This is a genomic window from Gordonia sp. McavH-238-E (assembly GCF_022348225.1).
Taxonomy (GTDB): Bacteria; Actinomycetota; Actinomycetes; order Mycobacteriales; family Mycobacteriaceae; genus Gordonia; species Gordonia terrae.
On the sequence record NZ_JAKRFE010000001.1, the window covers coordinates 474546 to 490408 of the forward strand.

Genomic DNA, 15863 nt, shown 5'->3' on the forward strand with positions numbered 1-15863 from the left:
TCGCGCCGGTCTGCCGATACAGTGAGCGGATGAGCCGAAAGCCTGTGCGCGCCACGCTCCTCCTCCGCATGACGACGCTCGGCGCGGCAGCCGCACTCGGCCTGGTCGCGTGCTCGCCAGCGGAGACGGCTTCGGGTGCGGGATCGTCGACGGCATCGGTCACGGGGCAGCCGACATCGGTGCCCGCCGACGCCGCGGCGGCGTTTCAGAAGGCGATCGACGACACGCGGGCCGCCGGCGACTTCCCCGGGGTCATCGCCCGGGTCATCTCGCCGGCCGGAACCTGGACGGGAACATCCGGTGTGCGGGCGGCAGGCGGGGACGAACCCATCGAGTCCGGAGACCACACGCGTATCGGTTCTCTCACCAAGACGATGACCGCGACACTCCTGTTGCAACTCGTGCAGGAGGGTCGGGTCTCCCTCGACGATCCGATCGACAAGTATGTCGCGGGCGCACCCAACGGCTCCGCGACGTTACGGCAGGTCGCCGACATGACCAGCGGCATCCCGTCGTACACCGCGTCCGAGGCCTTCGACCGGAAGTTCTTCGCCGACCCCGAAACCGTCTGGACGCCCGCCGAACTGGTCGACACCGCGAAGGCGCTGCCGCCGAGCTTCCCACCGGGGCAGGGCTGGGAGTACTCCAACACCAACTACGTCCTGCTCGGACAAGTGATCGAGAAGGTGCTCGCGAAGCCCATCGGCGAGGTCTTCACCGACGGGATCTTCACACCCCTGGGGATGGACGAATCCTCCTGGCCCGGCGGGTCGGTCGAGATCCCCGATCCGCACCTGGACGGACTGACCGACCAGGGTCAGCCCGACGGGCAGACGGTGAACTCCACGCGCTGGAACCCCTCGTTCGCCTCCACCGCGGGCGCCGTCATCTCGACGATCGACGACCTGCAGACCTGGGGCGAGGCGCTGTTCACCGGACGCGGGGTGCTCGATCCGGCCACCCAGCAGCTGCGACGGGATTCGATCCTCACCTCGCCACCGCCCAACACCGCCACCTCGGGATACGGCATCGGAATCGGCAACCGCGACGGATGGTGGGGCCACGACGGCGATTTCCCCGGATACAACACCTCGCTGTTCCACGAGTACGACTCGGACACGACCATCATCATCGTGATCAACACCGACGACGCCGTCACCGTCGACGGCAAGTCCACGCCCCCGGTCTCCGCGGTGCAGTCCGCGCTCATCGCCGCACTGCCCTGAATCACCCCGTCCGGGCGTAAGGTCGGCGCATGGCCAGAACAGTCGCGAAAGCCGATGGTGTCGACCGTGCCGGACTGCTCGAGTTCATCCGGCCGCGTCACCACATGATCCTCAGCACCGTCCGATCCAATGGCAGTCCGCAGATGTCGCCGGTCACCGGCGGCGTCGACGAGCAGGGGCGGATCGTCATCTCGACCTACCCCGGACGCGCCAAGGCCGCGAACCTCCGCCGCACCCCCGTCGCCGGGGTCGTGGTCCTGTCCGACGAGTTCAACGGTGCCTGGGTCCAGGTCGACGGCGATGCCGAGGTCCTCGACATGCCCGAGGCCGAAGACGCGCTGGTCGACTATTTTCGCAGCATCTCCGGAGAACATCCGGACTGGGACGAATACCGCGCCGCCATGCGGACCCAGGGCAAGTCGCTGATCCGCATCACCCCGACCAGTTGGGGTCCGATCGCCACCGGCGGGTTCCCCGCCGACGTCGCGGCGCGGCTCGACGCACAGGATCGATGATCGACCCCCGCGGCGCGACGGGCCCGATCGGTTGACCACCGCCGCCGACATCGAGATCAGCGCGCTCACGAAAACCTATGGTGAGCATCGTGTTCTCGACGGCATCGACCTGCACGTACCCGCGGGAAGCGTGACCGCCCTGTTGGGGCCGAACGGGTCCGGCACGACCACGACCGTCGGCATCGCGTCGACCCTGTTCCCCGCCGACTCGGGGACGGTGACCATCGGCGGATACGACACGGTCGCACGGGCGCGCGAGGTCCGGGCGATCATCGGCGTCACCGGTCAGTCGGTCGCGGTCGACGAGTTGTTCAGCGGACGAGACAATCTCGTTCTCATGGCCGACCTGCGCCGGCTGGGCCGACGCGGTGGACGCGCACGTGCGCAGGAGTTGATCGAGCAGTTCGACCTCGTCGACGCCGCAGACCGGCCGGTGTCGACGTATTCGGGCGGAATGCGGCGCCGGCTCGACCTCGCGATGACGCTCGTGTCGATCCCGCGGGTCATCTTCCTCGACGAGCCGACCACGGGACTCGACCCCAGAAGCCGACGAATGCTGTGGGACACCATCTCTCGCCTGGCCGCCGACGGTGTCACCATCTTCCTCACCACCCAGTACCTCGAGGAGGCCGACCGGATCGCCGACCGGATCGCCGTCCTGGACCATGGGCACATCGTGGCCGAGGGTACCGCCGCCGAGTTGAAGAGCCGGGTCCACGATTCCGAGGTGCGCCTGACCTTCCCCGACCGCGACTCGTTCGACGCGGCGACCTCGCTCCTGCCGGATGCGCGTCCTGTTCTCGAAGCACGTCGCCTCGACGTCGCGACCGACGACACCGTCGCCACTGTCCGGAACACGCTGAACCGACTCGACGCCGCCGGGATCCGGGTCGCCGACGTCGGAGTCCATGCCCCGACCCTCGACGACGTGTTCTTCGCCCTCACGGGCAACCCCTCTCCCGCGATCACCGACCCCGATGAGTTCGGCGGAACGTCATGACGGCCCTGGCGCACACGGTGTCGGACGCGCGGGTCATGGTCCGCCGCAACGTTCGGCGGCTCATCAAGTTCCCCGTCCTCACCGTGATGCTGGTCGGGATTCCGGTCGTCTTCCTGCTCCTGTTCGTCTATGTGTTCGGCGGTCAGCTCGGCGCCGGGATGACCACCCAGTCCGGCGACACCGGTCGGACCGCCTACCTCGACTACGTGGTGCCCGGGATCGTGCTGGTCACCGTCGCCTCGGCGGTCCAGGGCACCGCGATCGTCGTCGCGATGGACATGACATCGGGGATCATCAACCGCTTTCGTACCATGGACATCGCCCGCTCGGCGGTCCTCACCGGCCACGTGCTCGCCAGCCTTCTGCAGGCGCTGTTCAGCATCGTCGTGGTCCTGGCCGTCGCCATCGCGATCGGTTTCCGTCCGTCGGCGGGACTGCTCGACTGGCTGGGCGCGCTCGGCGTGACCACCGTGTTCTCGATCGCGCTGATCTGGCTGTCGGTCTATCTCGGGCTGGCGGCCAAGAGCGTCGAGACCGCAAGCAACACACCGATGTTCCTCACGATCCTGCCGTTTCTCAGCACGGGGTTCGTGCCGGCCGAGTCCCTGCCCGCCGGACTTCGGCAGTTCGCCGAGTACCAGCCGTTCACCCCCGTCATCGAGGTGCTGCGCGGAACCCTCACCGACGCCCTGGTCCCGGTGGGGAGCGTTGCCGCGGCACTCGTGTGGAGCGTCGTCATCGGCGGGGCGTCGTATGCCCTCGCCCTCCGAACCTACGAGCGGCGGCGTGTTCCCGGATAAGGTCGTCGACGTGCCCGAGAAGGTCGACTTCAAGAAGACGCTCGACGCGTACAAGGCCCGCCGCGGCCGGATACGTGTTCTCGAAATACCCGTGATGCGCTACCTCATGATCGACGGGTCGGGCGACCCGAACACCACGCCGCAGTTCGCCGCGACGATCGAGACGCTGTACCCGGTCGCCTATGCGCTGAAGTTCGCGAGCAGCCGCGAACTCGGCCGCGACTACGTCGTGCCGCCGCTCGAGGGTCTCTGGTGGGCGGAGGACATGAGCGCGTTCACCGGGTCTCGCGACAAAGGCCGCTGGAATTGGACTCTCATGCTGATGGTCCCCGACTGGATCGACGCTGGCATGCTCGACGCCGCGGTCGTGCAGGCGGGCACGAAGAAGTCGCCGCCGCGGCTCGACGACCTCCGCATCGCCTCCCTGGACGAGGGCCTGTGCGTACAGACGCTTCACCACGGTTCCTTCGACGACGAGGGCCCGGTGCTGGCCGAGATGCACGATCGATTCATCCCGGACAGCGGCCTGCGTATGCGCGGCCGGCACCACGAGATCTACTTCAGTGACTTCCGTCGGGTCGCGCCGGACAAGCTCCGCACCCTCCTGCGTCAACCGGTCGGATCCGCGACGACCACCGGGACGGTGTGACGAAAGACGCCACATGGCACGCACTTCCGCTACGAATCCGCAGTCTGTGCCCCGGCCGGTGTCCAACCGAGCGCAGGCCCGAGCCGTTCGGCGAGATCACCCACGATCTGCAGATAGTCCGGTTCGTCGAAGGAGAACGGCAACGCGAAGGCCACCTCGGTGGCGCGCTGGAATCCCGCGTGCTCGTAGAGCGTTTCGGCGAGTTCGGCGGACGGACCGACGTAGTCGGGCGAGAACAGCAGGCCGCGGGGCCCCTGCGGGGTGCGCGTGCGTTCCGATCGGCTCTCGGCGTACGCCCGGTACTTCCGTACCTGATCCGGGGTCGCCGAGTCGGTGGGGATCACCACCAGCCCCTGAGACACCCGCGCTCGGTCGGGATCGACGTGACTGGCGCGGTAGGCGTCGATGTGTTCGGCCTGGACGGTCGCGAAGTCCCGCGACCGCGTCCCCTCGACGGTCACCACCGACGAGGTCAGGTAGTTGATCCCCTGCCGACCCGCCCAGACCGCGGAGCTCAGCCCGCCTCCGTACCAGACCCGGTCGGCCAGTCCGGGCGAATGCGGCTGTACACGGCGGGAGAACGTCTCGATCCCGACGGTCCCCTCGAAGTCGCTGACCGGCTCACCGCGCAGGTTGTCCAGGAGCCGCGCCACCCGATCCTTCGAGAAGTTCTCCAGCGCATGTGTTTCGGGGTACAGGGCGGTCTTGACGTCGTCGTAGCGCATCGGTACGCCCACGGAGACACCCGGATTGAGCCGGCCCGCGCTGAGGATGTCGACGGTCGCCAGGTCCTCGGCCAGCCGAAGCGGGTTCTCCAGGCCGAGCGGGATCACCGCTGTGCCCAGCTCGATGCGGCTGGTACGCACCGCGGCAGCGGCCAGCACGGCCACCGGCGAGGAGATGCCGTACTGGAGATGGCGGTTGCGCACCCACACGCTGTCGAAGCCGAGTTCCTCGGCCAGCTCGATCATCCGCAGGGTTTCGAGATGGCCGGGGCGGGGATCGTCGCCGTCGAAGCGGCCGATGGTCAGGAATCCGAGCTTTCGGAGGGGTTCACCGCGTCGTGGCATGCCGTCGATTCTCACACCGCGGGCGGCCGGACGACGCCGGAAAATCAGTGTGGGCCGAAGTCCGGCGGGGCCGGTGTCCCCCGGCTCGCGTCTATAGTCGGGACACACCGACCCCGACCGAACGGATCGCCATGTCCACCACAGTCGCGGAGAGAATCGTCGAGGAACTCGAACGTGCCGGAGTCCGGCGCGTCCACGGGCTTCCCGGTGATTCGCTCAACGGTTTCACCGATGCCCTGCGCAGAAACGACGCCATCTCGTGGCGGCACGTCCGGCACGAGGAGTCGGCAGCGTTCGCCGCATCCGCCGAAGCCGCTCTCACCGGCGAGCTCGCGGTGTGTGTCGGAAGTTGCGGCCCCGGAAACCTGCACCTGATCAACGGCCTGTTCGACGCCCACCGCAGCCGTGTCCCCGTCCTCGCGATCGCCGCGCACATCCCGGCCACCGAGATCGGCACCGGTTACTTCCAGGAGACGCACCCCGAGCAGCTGTTCCGGGAATGCAGCGCCTACTGCGAAATGGTCAGCACCCCCGACCAGATGCCGCGCCTGCTCGACATCGCGCTGCGCACCGCCGTCGAGAAGCGGGACGTCGCGGTGCTCGTCATCCCGGGCGAGACGTTTCTCGCGCCCTGCCCCAAGCGACGAGCCGGCGCCCCCATCCGGCACATCCCACGCGTCACCCGTCCCACCGATGCCGAGATCGCCCGTGCCGCAGACACTCTCAACGCCGCCGAGCGGGTGACCATACTCGCCGGCGCGGGCGTGCAGGGCTCGCATGACGAGGTCGTCGAGCTCGCGCGGGCGCTGCAGGCACCCGTCGTCCACGCCTTGCGTGGCAAGGAGTTCATCGAATACGACAACCCCTATGACGTGGGAATGACCGGCCTTCTGGGCTTCTCATCCGGGTATCGCGCAATCGAGAAATGCGACACCCTGCTCATGCTCGGCACCGACTTCCCCTACGAGCAGTTCTACCCGTCGAAGGCGACCATCATCCAGGTCGACATCCGCGGTGAACAGATCGGTCGACGCTGTCCCGTCGACCTGCCTCTCGTCGGCGATGTCGGCGACACCGTCCGGGCCCTGCTGCCGTCGATCACCGCAGGCCGCGACAGCGAGCACCTGTCGACCTCGCTGGCCCACTACGCCACGGCACGACGCCGCCTCGACGATCTCGCCGACAACGACCGCAACCGGGCACCGATCCACCCGCAGTACCTCACCCGCCTGATCAGCGAGAAGGCCAGTGCCGACGCGGTGTTCATCCCCGACGTCGGCTCACCGGTGGTGTGGGCGGCGCGTTATCTCGAGATGAACGGCACCCGGCGACTGATCGGTTCGTTCACCCACGGCTCGATGGCCAACGCCGTGTCCCAGGCGATCGGCGCACAAACCGCCTTCCCCGACCGCCAGATCATCGCGCTGGCCGGCGACGGCGGGCTCGCGATGTTGCTCGGCGAGCTGCTCACCATCACGCAGAACAAGCTGCCGGTGAAGATCGTCGTCTTCGACAACGCGTCCCTGAACTTCGTCGAGGTCGAGATGAAGGCTGCCGGATTCGTGAACTACGCAACCGATCTCGACAACCCGGACTTCGCCGCGCTCGCGGAGTCGCTCGGCATCCGGGGCCGGCGCGTCGAGCAGCCCGACGACCTCGCCGGCGCGGTCGACGACTTTCTCGCCCACGACGGTCCGGCGCTGCTCGACGTCGTCACCGCCCGGCAGGAGCTGTCCATCCCGCCGGCGATCACCGCTGCCCAGGCCAAGGGTTTCACCCTCTACGCCCTGCGCACCGTGTTGTCCGGGCGCGGCGACGAACTCATCGACCTCGCCGAGACCAACCTGTTCCGGCGTCTGTTCGACTAGCGGCTCGGGCCGGCGGCTGTCGACAGACCTGCGATCGCCTCGGTCACGTGAGCCGGCCAGGCCGAGGTGTCGACGCGGTGAACGGCGGAGTCCCCGGCATAGGCGCTGGATATGACAACGTCCGGGGCCACGGTGGCCAACAGTTCCAGGCTCGCGGCGAGCTGATCCGCGTCGCTCATGCCGGGGAGGTAACCGGCGGTCCACCGCCCCGAGGCGCTGAGATAGAGGGTGTCCCCGGTGAACAGATAGCGGTCACCGTCGGCGCCGTGCACCAGGTAGCTCGTGCTGCCCGGAGTGTGACCCGGCGACGGGATCACCTCGACCCCGTTGTCGTCGACGTGCCGGTCCGCGAGAGCGACACCGATCCGCGCGTGACCGCTGATCCGATCCGCTTCGGTGGCCGGCGCGTGCAGGTTCGCACCGAAGCGTGCCTGGATCGTGGCGAGCATGGGTCCGGCCTCGTCCTGGTGGGACAGGTACTGCTCATCGATCCCCCCGAGCCGGGCGAAGCTGTCGAACTCGGAATCGGAGGCGACCGAGTAGAAGAGCACGTTCCGGCTCGAGGTCCACAAGTAGGCGTGCGTGGTGAGTCCGGGGAACGGGTTGTCGGAGCTGGTCTCCCACAAGTCGGTGAGAACGCGGCGCATCGGTGTCTCCTTCGGTTGTGCGGAATGTCCACTCCACGCTGCAACTTCAGGTTGGCTTGAAGTCAACGTCCATGAGTGCCAGGTGCACGACAGTCGGCACGGGTGATACACATTAGGGAATCCGTCTCACGTCTGGAGTTCCTGTGTCCCTCTCGCCGCCACCCGACGCTCCGGCCTTTCCCGCGGCGGTCGCCTATGAGTCCGCGATGTCGAACCGCCGTCTGCGACGTGTCCGTACCCTGGTCCGGCGAGCGACCCGCAAGGATCTCTTCCCGGAGCCGGAGCACCTGCGCACCTTCGCCGAGGACATGTTCCGCACCGACCCGGTCGCCGAACGTTTCGTCGACGAGGTGTACGGCACGCTGGGCGGTGAGACCGCGCGGGCGCTCCTCGATCAGGCACTCACCGACGGTCTCGACAGCATCAGCGATCCCCCACCTGCTCTGGTCGACCTGTTCGAGGAGTTCGAGACCGTCCCGGACTGGGTCGACCCCGAACTGATCGCGGAGGGCGAGGCCATCTGGCGCCGGTGGGGCACCGGCCTGTTCAGTGTCGCCGGCGGGATCACCCTGGAGATGTACACCGAGGCCGCTGTCGCGAAACCGCTCTCACTGGCCGGCGGTTATGCAGGCGACAACGCGCTGCGCCGGTTCCTGGAGACCTCGCGCTTCTGGATCGACGTCTCACAGCCTGGGGCGCTGCTCACACCGGGGTCGCAGGGTCGTGCGACGGCGATGCGCGTTCGGGTCATGCACGTATGGGTTCGTCGCACCGTCGCCGAGCATCCGGAATGGGATCGGCAACGCTGGGGGGATCCGATCAGTCAGTCGTATCAACTGCTGACTCTGCTGGGCGGCAGCGTGGTGCCGGCGATGGCGCTGTGGCTCACCGGAGTACAGACGACACCCCGCGAGATCCGCGTCCTGCTCCACTACCAGCGTTACCTCGGCCACCTGCTCGGTGTGCGCACGCAGTGGTACCCCGAGACGATCGCCGACTCCTTACGGCTGCTGGCCTTCGTCACCTCCACCCGCACGTACGACGCCGGGGACGATGGTGCCGAGCTCATCGAGTCGTTTCCGGCGGCGTTCGCGAAGAGCGGCTCGACCGGACTGCAGCGACTGCGCGGCAGATTCAACGCGGCCATGTACGCGGCATATTCGAGCATCTACATGCTGCCCATGACACGGGTGCGCTACCGGATGCCGAGCCCGGTTCCGGGGATACTCGTCATCGCACTCCGTCTCCCCGCCGTGATCGCCATCGAGACCGCCCGTCGGATCTCACCCGGATTCCGCCGTCTGCACGAGCGGTGGATGTGCCGCCACCGGGAGAACTGGCACGACTGGCAGACCTCGGGGCGGCCGGCGGAGTACGCTCACGGCAAGGGGCTCCGACGCTGACGCGCGACGGCCGCAAACTTACTCCGGAGTTGGACTCGGATCGGTACACCGTTAGCGTGTTCGGGGTGACGCACACTCCGACGACCACCGCCACGACCGCCGATGATCCCGCCGGGATCGAATCCCGAGTCGGGCACTACTACGTCCTCGACGGCTCGTATCAGGTCGGACGCGAGAAGGTGCGCGAGTACGCCCGCGCGGTTCAGGACTACCACGGCGCGCACTGGGAACCCGAAGCCGCAGCCGCACTGGGCTATTCAGGACTCGTCACGCCGCTCACCTTCACCTCGATCCCGGCGATGGCGGCCAACCGGGAACTCTTCGAGAAGGTCATCGTCGGATATGACACCTACGTGCAGACCGAGCAGGTCTTCGAACAGCACCGGCCGATCGTCGCCGGAGACGAACTGACCACCGACGTCGAGCTGAGCAGCGTTCGTCGGATCGCGGGCAAAGACCTGATCACCGTGACCAACACCATGACCGACGCCGCGGGCGAACGAGTGCACACCATGCACACCACGGTCGTCGGCGTGACCGCGGACGAGGTCGATCCCGAACTGAGCAGTGCGGTTCGCAAGGTGATGATGCACGACGTCAACATCTTCAGCCACGACGAGGCTGCCCAACGCTACGTGAAATCGGTTCGTCCCGAGCGCGATGTCCCGGCCGCCGATGACACGGGTCGCACCTCCGGGGCCCGGAGCTTCGACGACCTGAGCGTCGGCGACGAGCTGCCGCCGCACACCATCCGACTGTCCCGCGGCGACCTGGTCAACTACGGCGGTGTCGCCGGCGACGCCAATCCGATCCACTGGGACGAGACGAGTGCGAAGCTCGCGGGCCTCCCCGATGTGATCGCCCACGGGATGCTGACCATGGGCCTTGGGGCGGCGTACGTGTCCTCGTGGTCGGGCGATCCGGGTGCCGTGACCCGTTACGCGGTGCGCCTGTCCCAGCCCGCCGTCGTGTCCCGCGCCGAGGGCGGGGAGATCGAGTACAGCGGGCGGATCAAGTCGCTCGATCCGGCGACCCGAACGGGCGTCGTCATCGTGGTGGCGAAGTCGGGTGGCCGCAAGATCTTCGGTCTCGCCACCCTGAACATCCGCTTCAAGTGACCGTCGGGGTCAGTACTCCCCTTTGATGACGAAGTAGGACCCGCGGATGACGCCGGCGAGTTTCGATTTCTGGCGGGCGAACTTGAACTTCGCCTCCAACTCGGCCGGGACGTCCATACCCTCGGACAGCTTGAACCCGACAGCACGTTTCCCGGCGGGGTCGATGCTGTACATGACGTTGACGGCCAGGCCCGACTCGTAGAACACGTACGACATGTGGAGTCTGCCGTCGTCCGGGCCCACCTCGAAGTCGCTGACCTCGAGAGCCGGCGACGCGATGGTGATGTCGCGCTCGTTCGCCAGGATCGTGGTCACCCGGTCGAGGATGTCGGGTGCTTCCGATGCCGGGACGACGACGAAATCGTGCCCGTACTTCGTCTTGAAATACCGGGCCTCGTTGGCCCGGAGGCCGGCCAACGCCTCGGCGACCGGTGAACTGTCGAGTCCCGTGGTGGAGACATCCTTGAAATCGACGACGTTCCCCATGACGCTCCTTCCGCCTCACTGCCTGAGACAGCGTAAAGCCCCCGGCCGCGGCCGGGGGCTCCAACGGTGAAGCGCGCCCCTCACTCGAGCACGAACACCGGGATCTGCCGATCGGTCTTCGTCTGATACTCCGCATACGGCGGGAAAGCGGCGACGGCGAGCTCCCACCAGTGGTCGCGCTCCTCGCCATCGCTCAGCTCGCGAGCGGTCAGTTCTTTGACCTCGGCGCCGTCCTGCGCGGTCACCTGCGGGTTCGCCTTCACGTTGTGGTACCACGCCGGATGCTCCGGTGCGCCACCCTTCGAGGCCACCATGAGGTACTTGCCGTTCTCCTCGACCCGCATCAGCGGCACGTAGCGCTTCTTGCCCGACTTCGCGCCGGTGGTGGTGAACAGCACGATCGGACGGTCCATCACGGTCACACCGTCGGTGGTGCCCTGCTCGAGGATCTTCTCGGTCTGCTCGCGGACCCAGCCTTCAGGACTCAACTCTGCATTAGCACTCATGGTGGGCGGAACACGACGGCCCAGCCGAATATTCCCAGATACTCCCGGAGCTGTCTCCATCGAAGGGCGCGACTCTGGCGCTACTGTGACCGCACCCCGACCCCGACCGTGAGACCCCGCGATGCCCCCAGCACACAGTGTTCTCGTGCCGACGCCTGTCGGCACCCTGGCCGTCGACAGCGACGGCTCGGCCATCGTGCGCGTGGCCTGGCGAGCGGACATCGAGGCACCGGCCGGCATCGACTCCGTCGATCCCGTTCTCCCCGAAGCCGTCCGGCAACTCCGCGCCTATTTTGCCGGCGAGCTCACCCAATTCGACCTCCCGGTCGACCTCGGCGGGATGTCGGATGCCGCCCGTGCGGTTCTGACCACGCTGCGCCGGGAGGTCGGCCATGGCGACACCGTCACCTACGGAGAACTCGCCGCGATGACAGGCACCCGGGTCTCCGCGCGCGGCGTCGGGACCATCATGGGCATCAATCCCGTGCCGCTGCTGATCCCCTGCCACCGCGTCGTCGCCGGTGACGGTCTCGGCGGCTACTCGGGAGGCGTGACCGGCCAGGGACTGTCGACCAAGCGCTGGTTGCTCGAGTTCGAAGGCGCCCTCCCGCCGACGCTGTTCTGACGGCCGCCCGACAGGCGACCACGCGCGACCGCCCCTCTGCCCCCTGAGGAGCGCCCGGAGCTTGCGGAGGGCGACTGCCCTGCCCCCTGAGGAGCGCCCGGAGCTTGCGGAGGGCGCCTGCCCTGCCCCCTGAGGAGCGCCCGGAGCTTGCGGAGGGCGCGTCACGAAGGGTCCGGCAACCGAGAGTGGAAAGCCCTTCACTCCACCGCGGCCAGGTGCTCACCGACCAACGCCTGGAGTCGCGACGCGTCGGAGCCGAGCCACATCGACAGGTGGGTGCCTTCGTCGATCGCCTCGAGGCGAGCATCGACCAGGGTGTCCACGGCATGGACACTCTGGTCGAAGGGGACGTCGGCGTCGGTGCGCGCGTGGATCGCCAGCACCGGCGCGGTGATGGCCGCGAGTGGTAGGTCGAGCTCGCGAAACTGGTCGAAGTCGTTGTCGAAACCTGCTTTTCGGCCCCCCGACACGGTGGCGAACAAATCGGTCGCCAGCGCGCGCTGGTCGTCGTCGGCGACGATGCCCGCCGTGAGCTCCCGGATCTGGGCGCGCGACAGATCGCCCTCCCCCGACAGCAGAGTCGAGATGGCCGTGGACGGGGCCTTGGCGGCGAGCGTCGTCGCGAGCCACTGGCCGAAGCGGCTGAACAGAAGCCTCTCCTCGGATAGTTCGAGTCGGCCGCGCAGACTGCTCCGCGGGTCGAACCGCGTGCTGACCGCGGCGACCGCGACCATCGATGCGACGCGGTCCGGCACCGCAGCGGCGAGCGAGTAGGCGGCGGGTCCGCCCCCGGACCAACACATCAGTGCACACCGCTCGATCTCCAGCGCATCCAACACGGCCACGGCCAGCTCCGCCTGCGCCGCCGGAGCACTCGTCTCGTGCGTGAGCGGCGTGCCCAGGTACCCCGGCCGCGAGATCGCGATGACCCGATGCGACCCGGCGAGAAGCGCGTCATCAGGACGCCCTGGTCGTAACCGCCCGGCGACCCGTGCAGAAAGAGCACGGGCGGGCCCGACCCGACATCGACGGATTCGACCGGTCCCAACGGTGTATCGACAAGGTGCGGTCCGGACGCGTGGGCGCCCGAGTCTGCCAGTCCCATCAACATGCCTCCACCGCCGACGACAGGTGGTGCGACGGTAACGCCGGATCCGGGCTCTCGCGGCGAAAGCGCACGAACCCGAACAAAGAGATGACGCTCGCCCCCAACAGCGAAGCCCCTGTCGCGCCCCGGGGGCAGGGCAGACCCACTTTCGGGGGTAGCGAAGGGTCACGGCGACCGCGCACGATGGCACCGATTACGTCTCGTACCCGACGATTCGGAGGTTCAGCATGTCTCCCGACAACGCTCTGCCGGCCAACGACACCCCGCTGAGCCCGCTGTCGTTTCTCGAGCGCTCCGCGCGAGTGTTCCCGGACCGCCTCGCGGTGATCCACGGCGACCGGCAGCTCACCTACCGCGAGTTCGGGCACCGCGTGGAACAGTTCGCACGAGCCATCCGGACTCGCATCCGGCCAGGTGACCGGGTGGCGTTCCTGTCACCGAACACGCCGGAGTTGCTGTTCGCCCACTACGCGGTGCCGTTGGCCGGCGGTGTCCTGGTCGCACTGAACTCTCGACTGGCCGGGAGGGAACTCGAGTACATACTCGACCACTCCGGGGCCGTCCTGTTGTTCGTCGATGCCGAGTTGTCCTCGGTGGTCGACGGTTTCGGGAGTTCGGTGGCGTCCCTCGACAGCGTCGTGCGAGTCGTCGATCCGACCGTTCCTGACGATCACGCCGGCACCCGCGGCACCGAGGACTTCGCGGACTTCCTCTCCGCCGCGGCCGACGACACCGCCCCCATCCACTGGGGAGTCGACGACGAGAACCAGCCGATCTCGATCAACTACACCTCGGGGACGACGGGTAACCCGAAGGGTGTTCTGTACTCCCACCGCGGCGCCTACCTCAACTCCCTCGGCGAGACTTTTCACAACGGGTTCGACGGCCACACCCGATACCTGTGGACGCTGCCGATGTTCCATTGCAACGGATGGTGCACCACGTGGGCGGTCACGCAGGCCGCGGGCACTCATGTGTGTCTCCGCGCTGTGCGGGGTGCGGACATCTGGAAGGCGATCGACGACCTCGGCATCACACATCTGTGCGGTGCGCCGGCGGTCTGCTCCATCATCGCGCAGGCGCCAGGGGCTCATCGTGTCGACGAACTGCGCATCACCACCGCCGGAGCGCCGCCGTCTCCGACCGTGATCGGTCAGCTCGAAGCGCTCGGGTTCACCATCGTGCACGTCTACGGACTCACGGAGGTCTACGGCCCGTACACGATCTGCGAGCATCAGGATTCGTGGTCGGACCTGCCCGCAGACCAGCGGGCCGCGCTGCTCGCCCGCCAGGGCGTCGGCATGGTGCAGGCGGAGACCGCCAGGGTGGTCGACGAGGACATGGTCGATGTACCGGCGGACGGAAAGACCATGGGCGAGATCGTGCTTCGCGGGAACAATGTCATGATCGGGTACTTCCGCGACCCCGAGGCCACCGCAGCTGCCTTCGCGGGCGGGTGGTTTCACACCGGCGATCTCGGTGTGATGCATGCCGACGGATACATCCAGCTCAAGGATCGAGCCAAGGACATCGTCATCTCCGGGGGCGAGAACATCTCGACCGTCGAGATCGAGCAGGTTCTCGTCAGCCACGAGGAGGTGCTCGATGTGGCCGTCATCGGTGTCCCCGACGAGAAATGGGGTGAACGGCCCAAGGCCTTCGTGATCGTCGCGCCGTCGGCCACGGTGACCGCGGATGAACTGCGCGATCACGTACGCCGCCACCTCGCCCGGTTCAAGGTCCCCGATGACATCGTGTTCATCGATGAGCTCCCACGCACGTCGACCGGCAAGATCGTGAAATACGCTCTGCGAGAGCAGAACTGATCCGTTCGTGGACACTTTGCTACGCTGACCCCATCGGATGTGACGGGGGACACTCGACTATTGCAGCCGAGAAGTAGGAGACGAACAGTCGTGAACGACGCCCTGCGGCCCTCCGACCAGGACGCCATCCATGCCGAGTTGCGCGACCTCGGTCGCCGGACCGCTTTCCCGGTCATGTTCGGCGGCATGGTTCACCGGGGCGATCTGAAGCTGTCCGGACTGGTCGGCACCCGCAGCCAGATCTTGCGCGGGTTGGTCATCCACGCCGAGTGCGGCGCGGGCGGGCGGGCGATCGCCGAACAGCGTCCGGTCGGTGTCCGAAACTACGCGCACTCACGAACGATCACACACGAGTACGACCATCACGTCGGCACGGAGGGTATCCAGACCCTGCTCGCGGTGCCCGTCGTCGTCCGGCGAGAAACCCGCGGCGTGCTCTACGGCGGGCTCCGCCTGGACTCCGATCTGGGCGATCGAGCGGTCGAACCCGTCGTCGCCGGGGCGACCGCGCTCGCGCGCGAGTTCGCGATGCGCGACGAGGTCGACCGCCGCGTTCGAATCCTGTCAGCAACACCACGGACAGCCGGCAACGATCCGACACGTGAGCTGCGGGTGTCCGAGGCGATCACCGAGAGTTACCTGGCGCTCCGCGACATCGCCGATCGCCTGGGTGACGATTCACTCAGCGCGGAGATCCACGCCGTCGAGGATCGGCTTCGCCGCCTGGCCGATCCGGATCCGGCACCGACGGTCCGGTTGTCCCGGCGTGAATCCGACGTACTCGCTCACGCCTCGCTCGGCTGCCGCAACGCGGAGATCGCCGAGCGGATGTCCCTGAGCCCGGAGACCGTGAAGTCCTACATGCGCAACCTCATGGCCAAACTCGAGGTGCACAGTCGTCATGAAGCCGTGGTGCAGGCCCGCAGGCTCGGCCTACTCCCGTAGGCCGCCCCGGGTCTCGGACGGCCCCTCGACCACCGATGGCACCGGCACGGTGTGCCGGTGCCATCGAGTCG

At 67.6% G+C, this 15863-nt stretch carries 16 protein-coding genes; 11 read left to right on the plus strand and 5 right to left on the minus strand.

Annotated elements, in window-relative coordinates; translation table 11 throughout:
- Positions 1-29: 29 nt before the first annotated feature.
- Genes MHN80_RS02105 through MHN80_RS02125 form a run of 5 tightly spaced genes read left to right on the plus strand, consistent with a single transcriptional unit; the run spans position 30 to position 4190 of the window.
- A complete protein-coding gene (locus tag MHN80_RS02105) occupies positions 30-1226 on the plus strand; it encodes a serine hydrolase (RefSeq protein ID WP_239399159.1) in 1197 nt (398 codons plus the stop codon).
- A 29-nt stretch (positions 1227-1255) separates the two neighbouring features.
- Positions 1256-1741: a PPOX class F420-dependent oxidoreductase gene (locus MHN80_RS02110; protein ID WP_064570092.1), complete on the plus strand. Its 486-nt coding sequence runs from the start codon at positions 1256-1258 to the stop codon at positions 1739-1741.
- 31 nt (positions 1742-1772) lie between these two features.
- The gene (locus tag MHN80_RS02115; RefSeq protein WP_239399161.1) at positions 1773-2741 is read left to right on the plus strand and encodes an ATP-binding cassette domain-containing protein; all 969 of its coding nucleotides are present in this window, start codon (positions 1773-1775) and stop codon (positions 2739-2741) included.
- Positions 2738-3541: an ABC transporter permease gene (locus MHN80_RS02120; protein ID WP_239399163.1), complete on the plus strand. Its 804-nt coding sequence runs from the start codon at positions 2738-2740 to the stop codon at positions 3539-3541. The genes MHN80_RS02115 and MHN80_RS02120 overlap by 4 nt, the downstream gene beginning before the upstream one ends.
- A 10-nt stretch (positions 3542-3551) precedes the next feature.
- On the plus strand, positions 3552-4190 hold the full coding sequence (locus tag MHN80_RS02125; protein WP_239399286.1) for a GyrI-like domain-containing protein: 639 nt from the start codon (positions 3552-3554) through the stop codon (positions 4188-4190).
- Between the two features lie 29 nt (positions 4191-4219).
- Here MHN80_RS02125 and MHN80_RS02130 read toward each other — a convergent pair whose 3' ends face one another.
- The gene (locus MHN80_RS02130) at positions 4220-5260 is read right to left on the minus strand and encodes an LLM class flavin-dependent oxidoreductase (RefSeq protein WP_101821411.1); all 1041 of its coding nucleotides are present in this window, start codon (positions 5258-5260) and stop codon (positions 4220-4222) included.
- A gap of 131 nt (positions 5261-5391) precedes the next feature.
- On the opposite strand from MHN80_RS02130, the gene poxB reads away from it, so the two are divergent.
- A complete protein-coding gene (poxB, locus tag MHN80_RS02135) occupies positions 5392-7128 on the plus strand; it encodes a ubiquinone-dependent pyruvate dehydrogenase (protein ID WP_239399166.1) in 1737 nt (578 codons plus the stop codon).
- Here the strand turns inward: poxB and MHN80_RS02140 are convergent.
- On the minus strand, positions 7125-7775 hold the full coding sequence (locus MHN80_RS02140; RefSeq protein WP_239399170.1) for an MBL fold metallo-hydrolase: 651 nt from the start codon (positions 7773-7775) through the stop codon (positions 7125-7127). The genes poxB and MHN80_RS02140 overlap by 4 nt on opposite strands.
- 206 nt (positions 7776-7981) lie before the next feature.
- Between MHN80_RS02140 and MHN80_RS02145 the strand changes: the two genes are divergently transcribed.
- Together MHN80_RS02145 and MHN80_RS02150 are read left to right on the plus strand one after the other, a co-directional pair.
- Entirely contained in the window at positions 7982-9178 is a 1197-nt protein-coding gene (locus tag MHN80_RS02145; RefSeq protein WP_275447335.1) for an oxygenase MpaB family protein, read from the plus strand.
- Between the two features lie 65 nt (positions 9179-9243).
- A complete protein-coding gene (locus MHN80_RS02150; protein ID WP_239399176.1) occupies positions 9244-10296 on the plus strand; it encodes a fused (3R)-hydroxyacyl-ACP dehydratase subunits HadA/HadB in 1053 nt (350 codons plus the stop codon).
- A gap of 9 nt (positions 10297-10305) precedes the next feature.
- On the opposite strand, the gene MHN80_RS02155 is transcribed toward MHN80_RS02150, so the two are convergent.
- Together MHN80_RS02155 and MHN80_RS02160 are read right to left on the minus strand one after the other, a co-directional pair.
- A complete protein-coding gene (locus MHN80_RS02155) occupies positions 10306-10782 on the minus strand; it encodes a phage tail protein (RefSeq protein ID WP_239399178.1) in 477 nt (158 codons plus the stop codon).
- 80 nt (positions 10783-10862) lie between these two features.
- On the minus strand, positions 10863-11288 hold the full coding sequence (locus MHN80_RS02160; RefSeq protein WP_004022194.1) for a nitroreductase family deazaflavin-dependent oxidoreductase: 426 nt from the start codon (positions 11286-11288) through the stop codon (positions 10863-10865).
- Positions 11289-11433: 145 nt separating this feature from the next.
- Between MHN80_RS02160 and MHN80_RS02165 the strand changes: the two genes are divergently transcribed.
- Entirely contained in the window at positions 11434-11913 is a 480-nt protein-coding gene (locus MHN80_RS02165) for a methylated-DNA--[protein]-cysteine S-methyltransferase (RefSeq protein WP_239399180.1), read from the plus strand.
- Between the two features lie 197 nt (positions 11914-12110).
- Here MHN80_RS02165 and MHN80_RS25785 read toward each other — a convergent pair whose 3' ends face one another.
- Positions 12111-13211: an alpha/beta hydrolase gene (locus MHN80_RS25785; RefSeq protein WP_308219745.1), complete on the minus strand. Its 1101-nt coding sequence runs from the start codon at positions 13209-13211 to the stop codon at positions 12111-12113.
- 37 nt (positions 13212-13248) lie between these two features.
- Between MHN80_RS25785 and MHN80_RS02175 the strand changes: the two genes are divergently transcribed.
- Both MHN80_RS02175 and MHN80_RS02180 read left to right on the plus strand, forming a co-directional pair.
- Positions 13249-14847: an AMP-binding protein gene (locus tag MHN80_RS02175; RefSeq protein WP_239399184.1), complete on the plus strand. Its 1599-nt coding sequence runs from the start codon at positions 13249-13251 to the stop codon at positions 14845-14847.
- Positions 14848-14937: 90 nt separating this feature from the next.
- Entirely contained in the window at positions 14938-15792 is an 855-nt protein-coding gene (locus tag MHN80_RS02180) for a response regulator transcription factor (RefSeq protein WP_239399186.1), read from the plus strand.
- Positions 15793-15863: the final 71 nt, after the last annotated feature.

Coding starts and splice junctions, on each gene's coding strand:
- MHN80_RS02105 (WP_239399159.1), top strand. CDS start 30: ATGAGCCGAAAGCCTGTGCGCGCCACGCTCCTCCTCCGCATGACGACG.
- MHN80_RS02110 (WP_064570092.1), top strand. CDS start 1,256: ATGGCCAGAACAGTCGCGAAAGCCGATGGTGTCGACCGTGCCGGACTG.
- MHN80_RS02120 (WP_239399163.1), top strand. CDS start 2,738: ATGACGGCCCTGGCGCACACGGTGTCGGACGCGCGGGTCATGGTCCGC.
- MHN80_RS02130 (WP_101821411.1), bottom strand. CDS start 5,260: ATGCCACGACGCGGTGAACCCCTCCGAAAGCTCGGATTCCTGACCATC.
- poxB (WP_239399166.1), top strand. CDS start 5,392: ATGTCCACCACAGTCGCGGAGAGAATCGTCGAGGAACTCGAACGTGCC.
- MHN80_RS02140 (WP_239399170.1), bottom strand. CDS start 7,775: ATGCGCCGCGTTCTCACCGACTTGTGGGAGACCAGCTCCGACAACCCG.
- MHN80_RS02145 (WP_275447335.1), top strand. CDS start 7,982: ATGTCGAACCGCCGTCTGCGACGTGTCCGTACCCTGGTCCGGCGAGCG.
- MHN80_RS02155 (WP_239399178.1), bottom strand. CDS start 10,782: ATGGGGAACGTCGTCGATTTCAAGGATGTCTCCACCACGGGACTCGAC.
- MHN80_RS02160 (WP_004022194.1), bottom strand. CDS start 11,288: ATGAGTGCTAATGCAGAGTTGAGTCCTGAAGGCTGGGTCCGCGAGCAG.
- MHN80_RS02175 (WP_239399184.1), top strand. CDS start 13,249: ATGTCTCCCGACAACGCTCTGCCGGCCAACGACACCCCGCTGAGCCCG.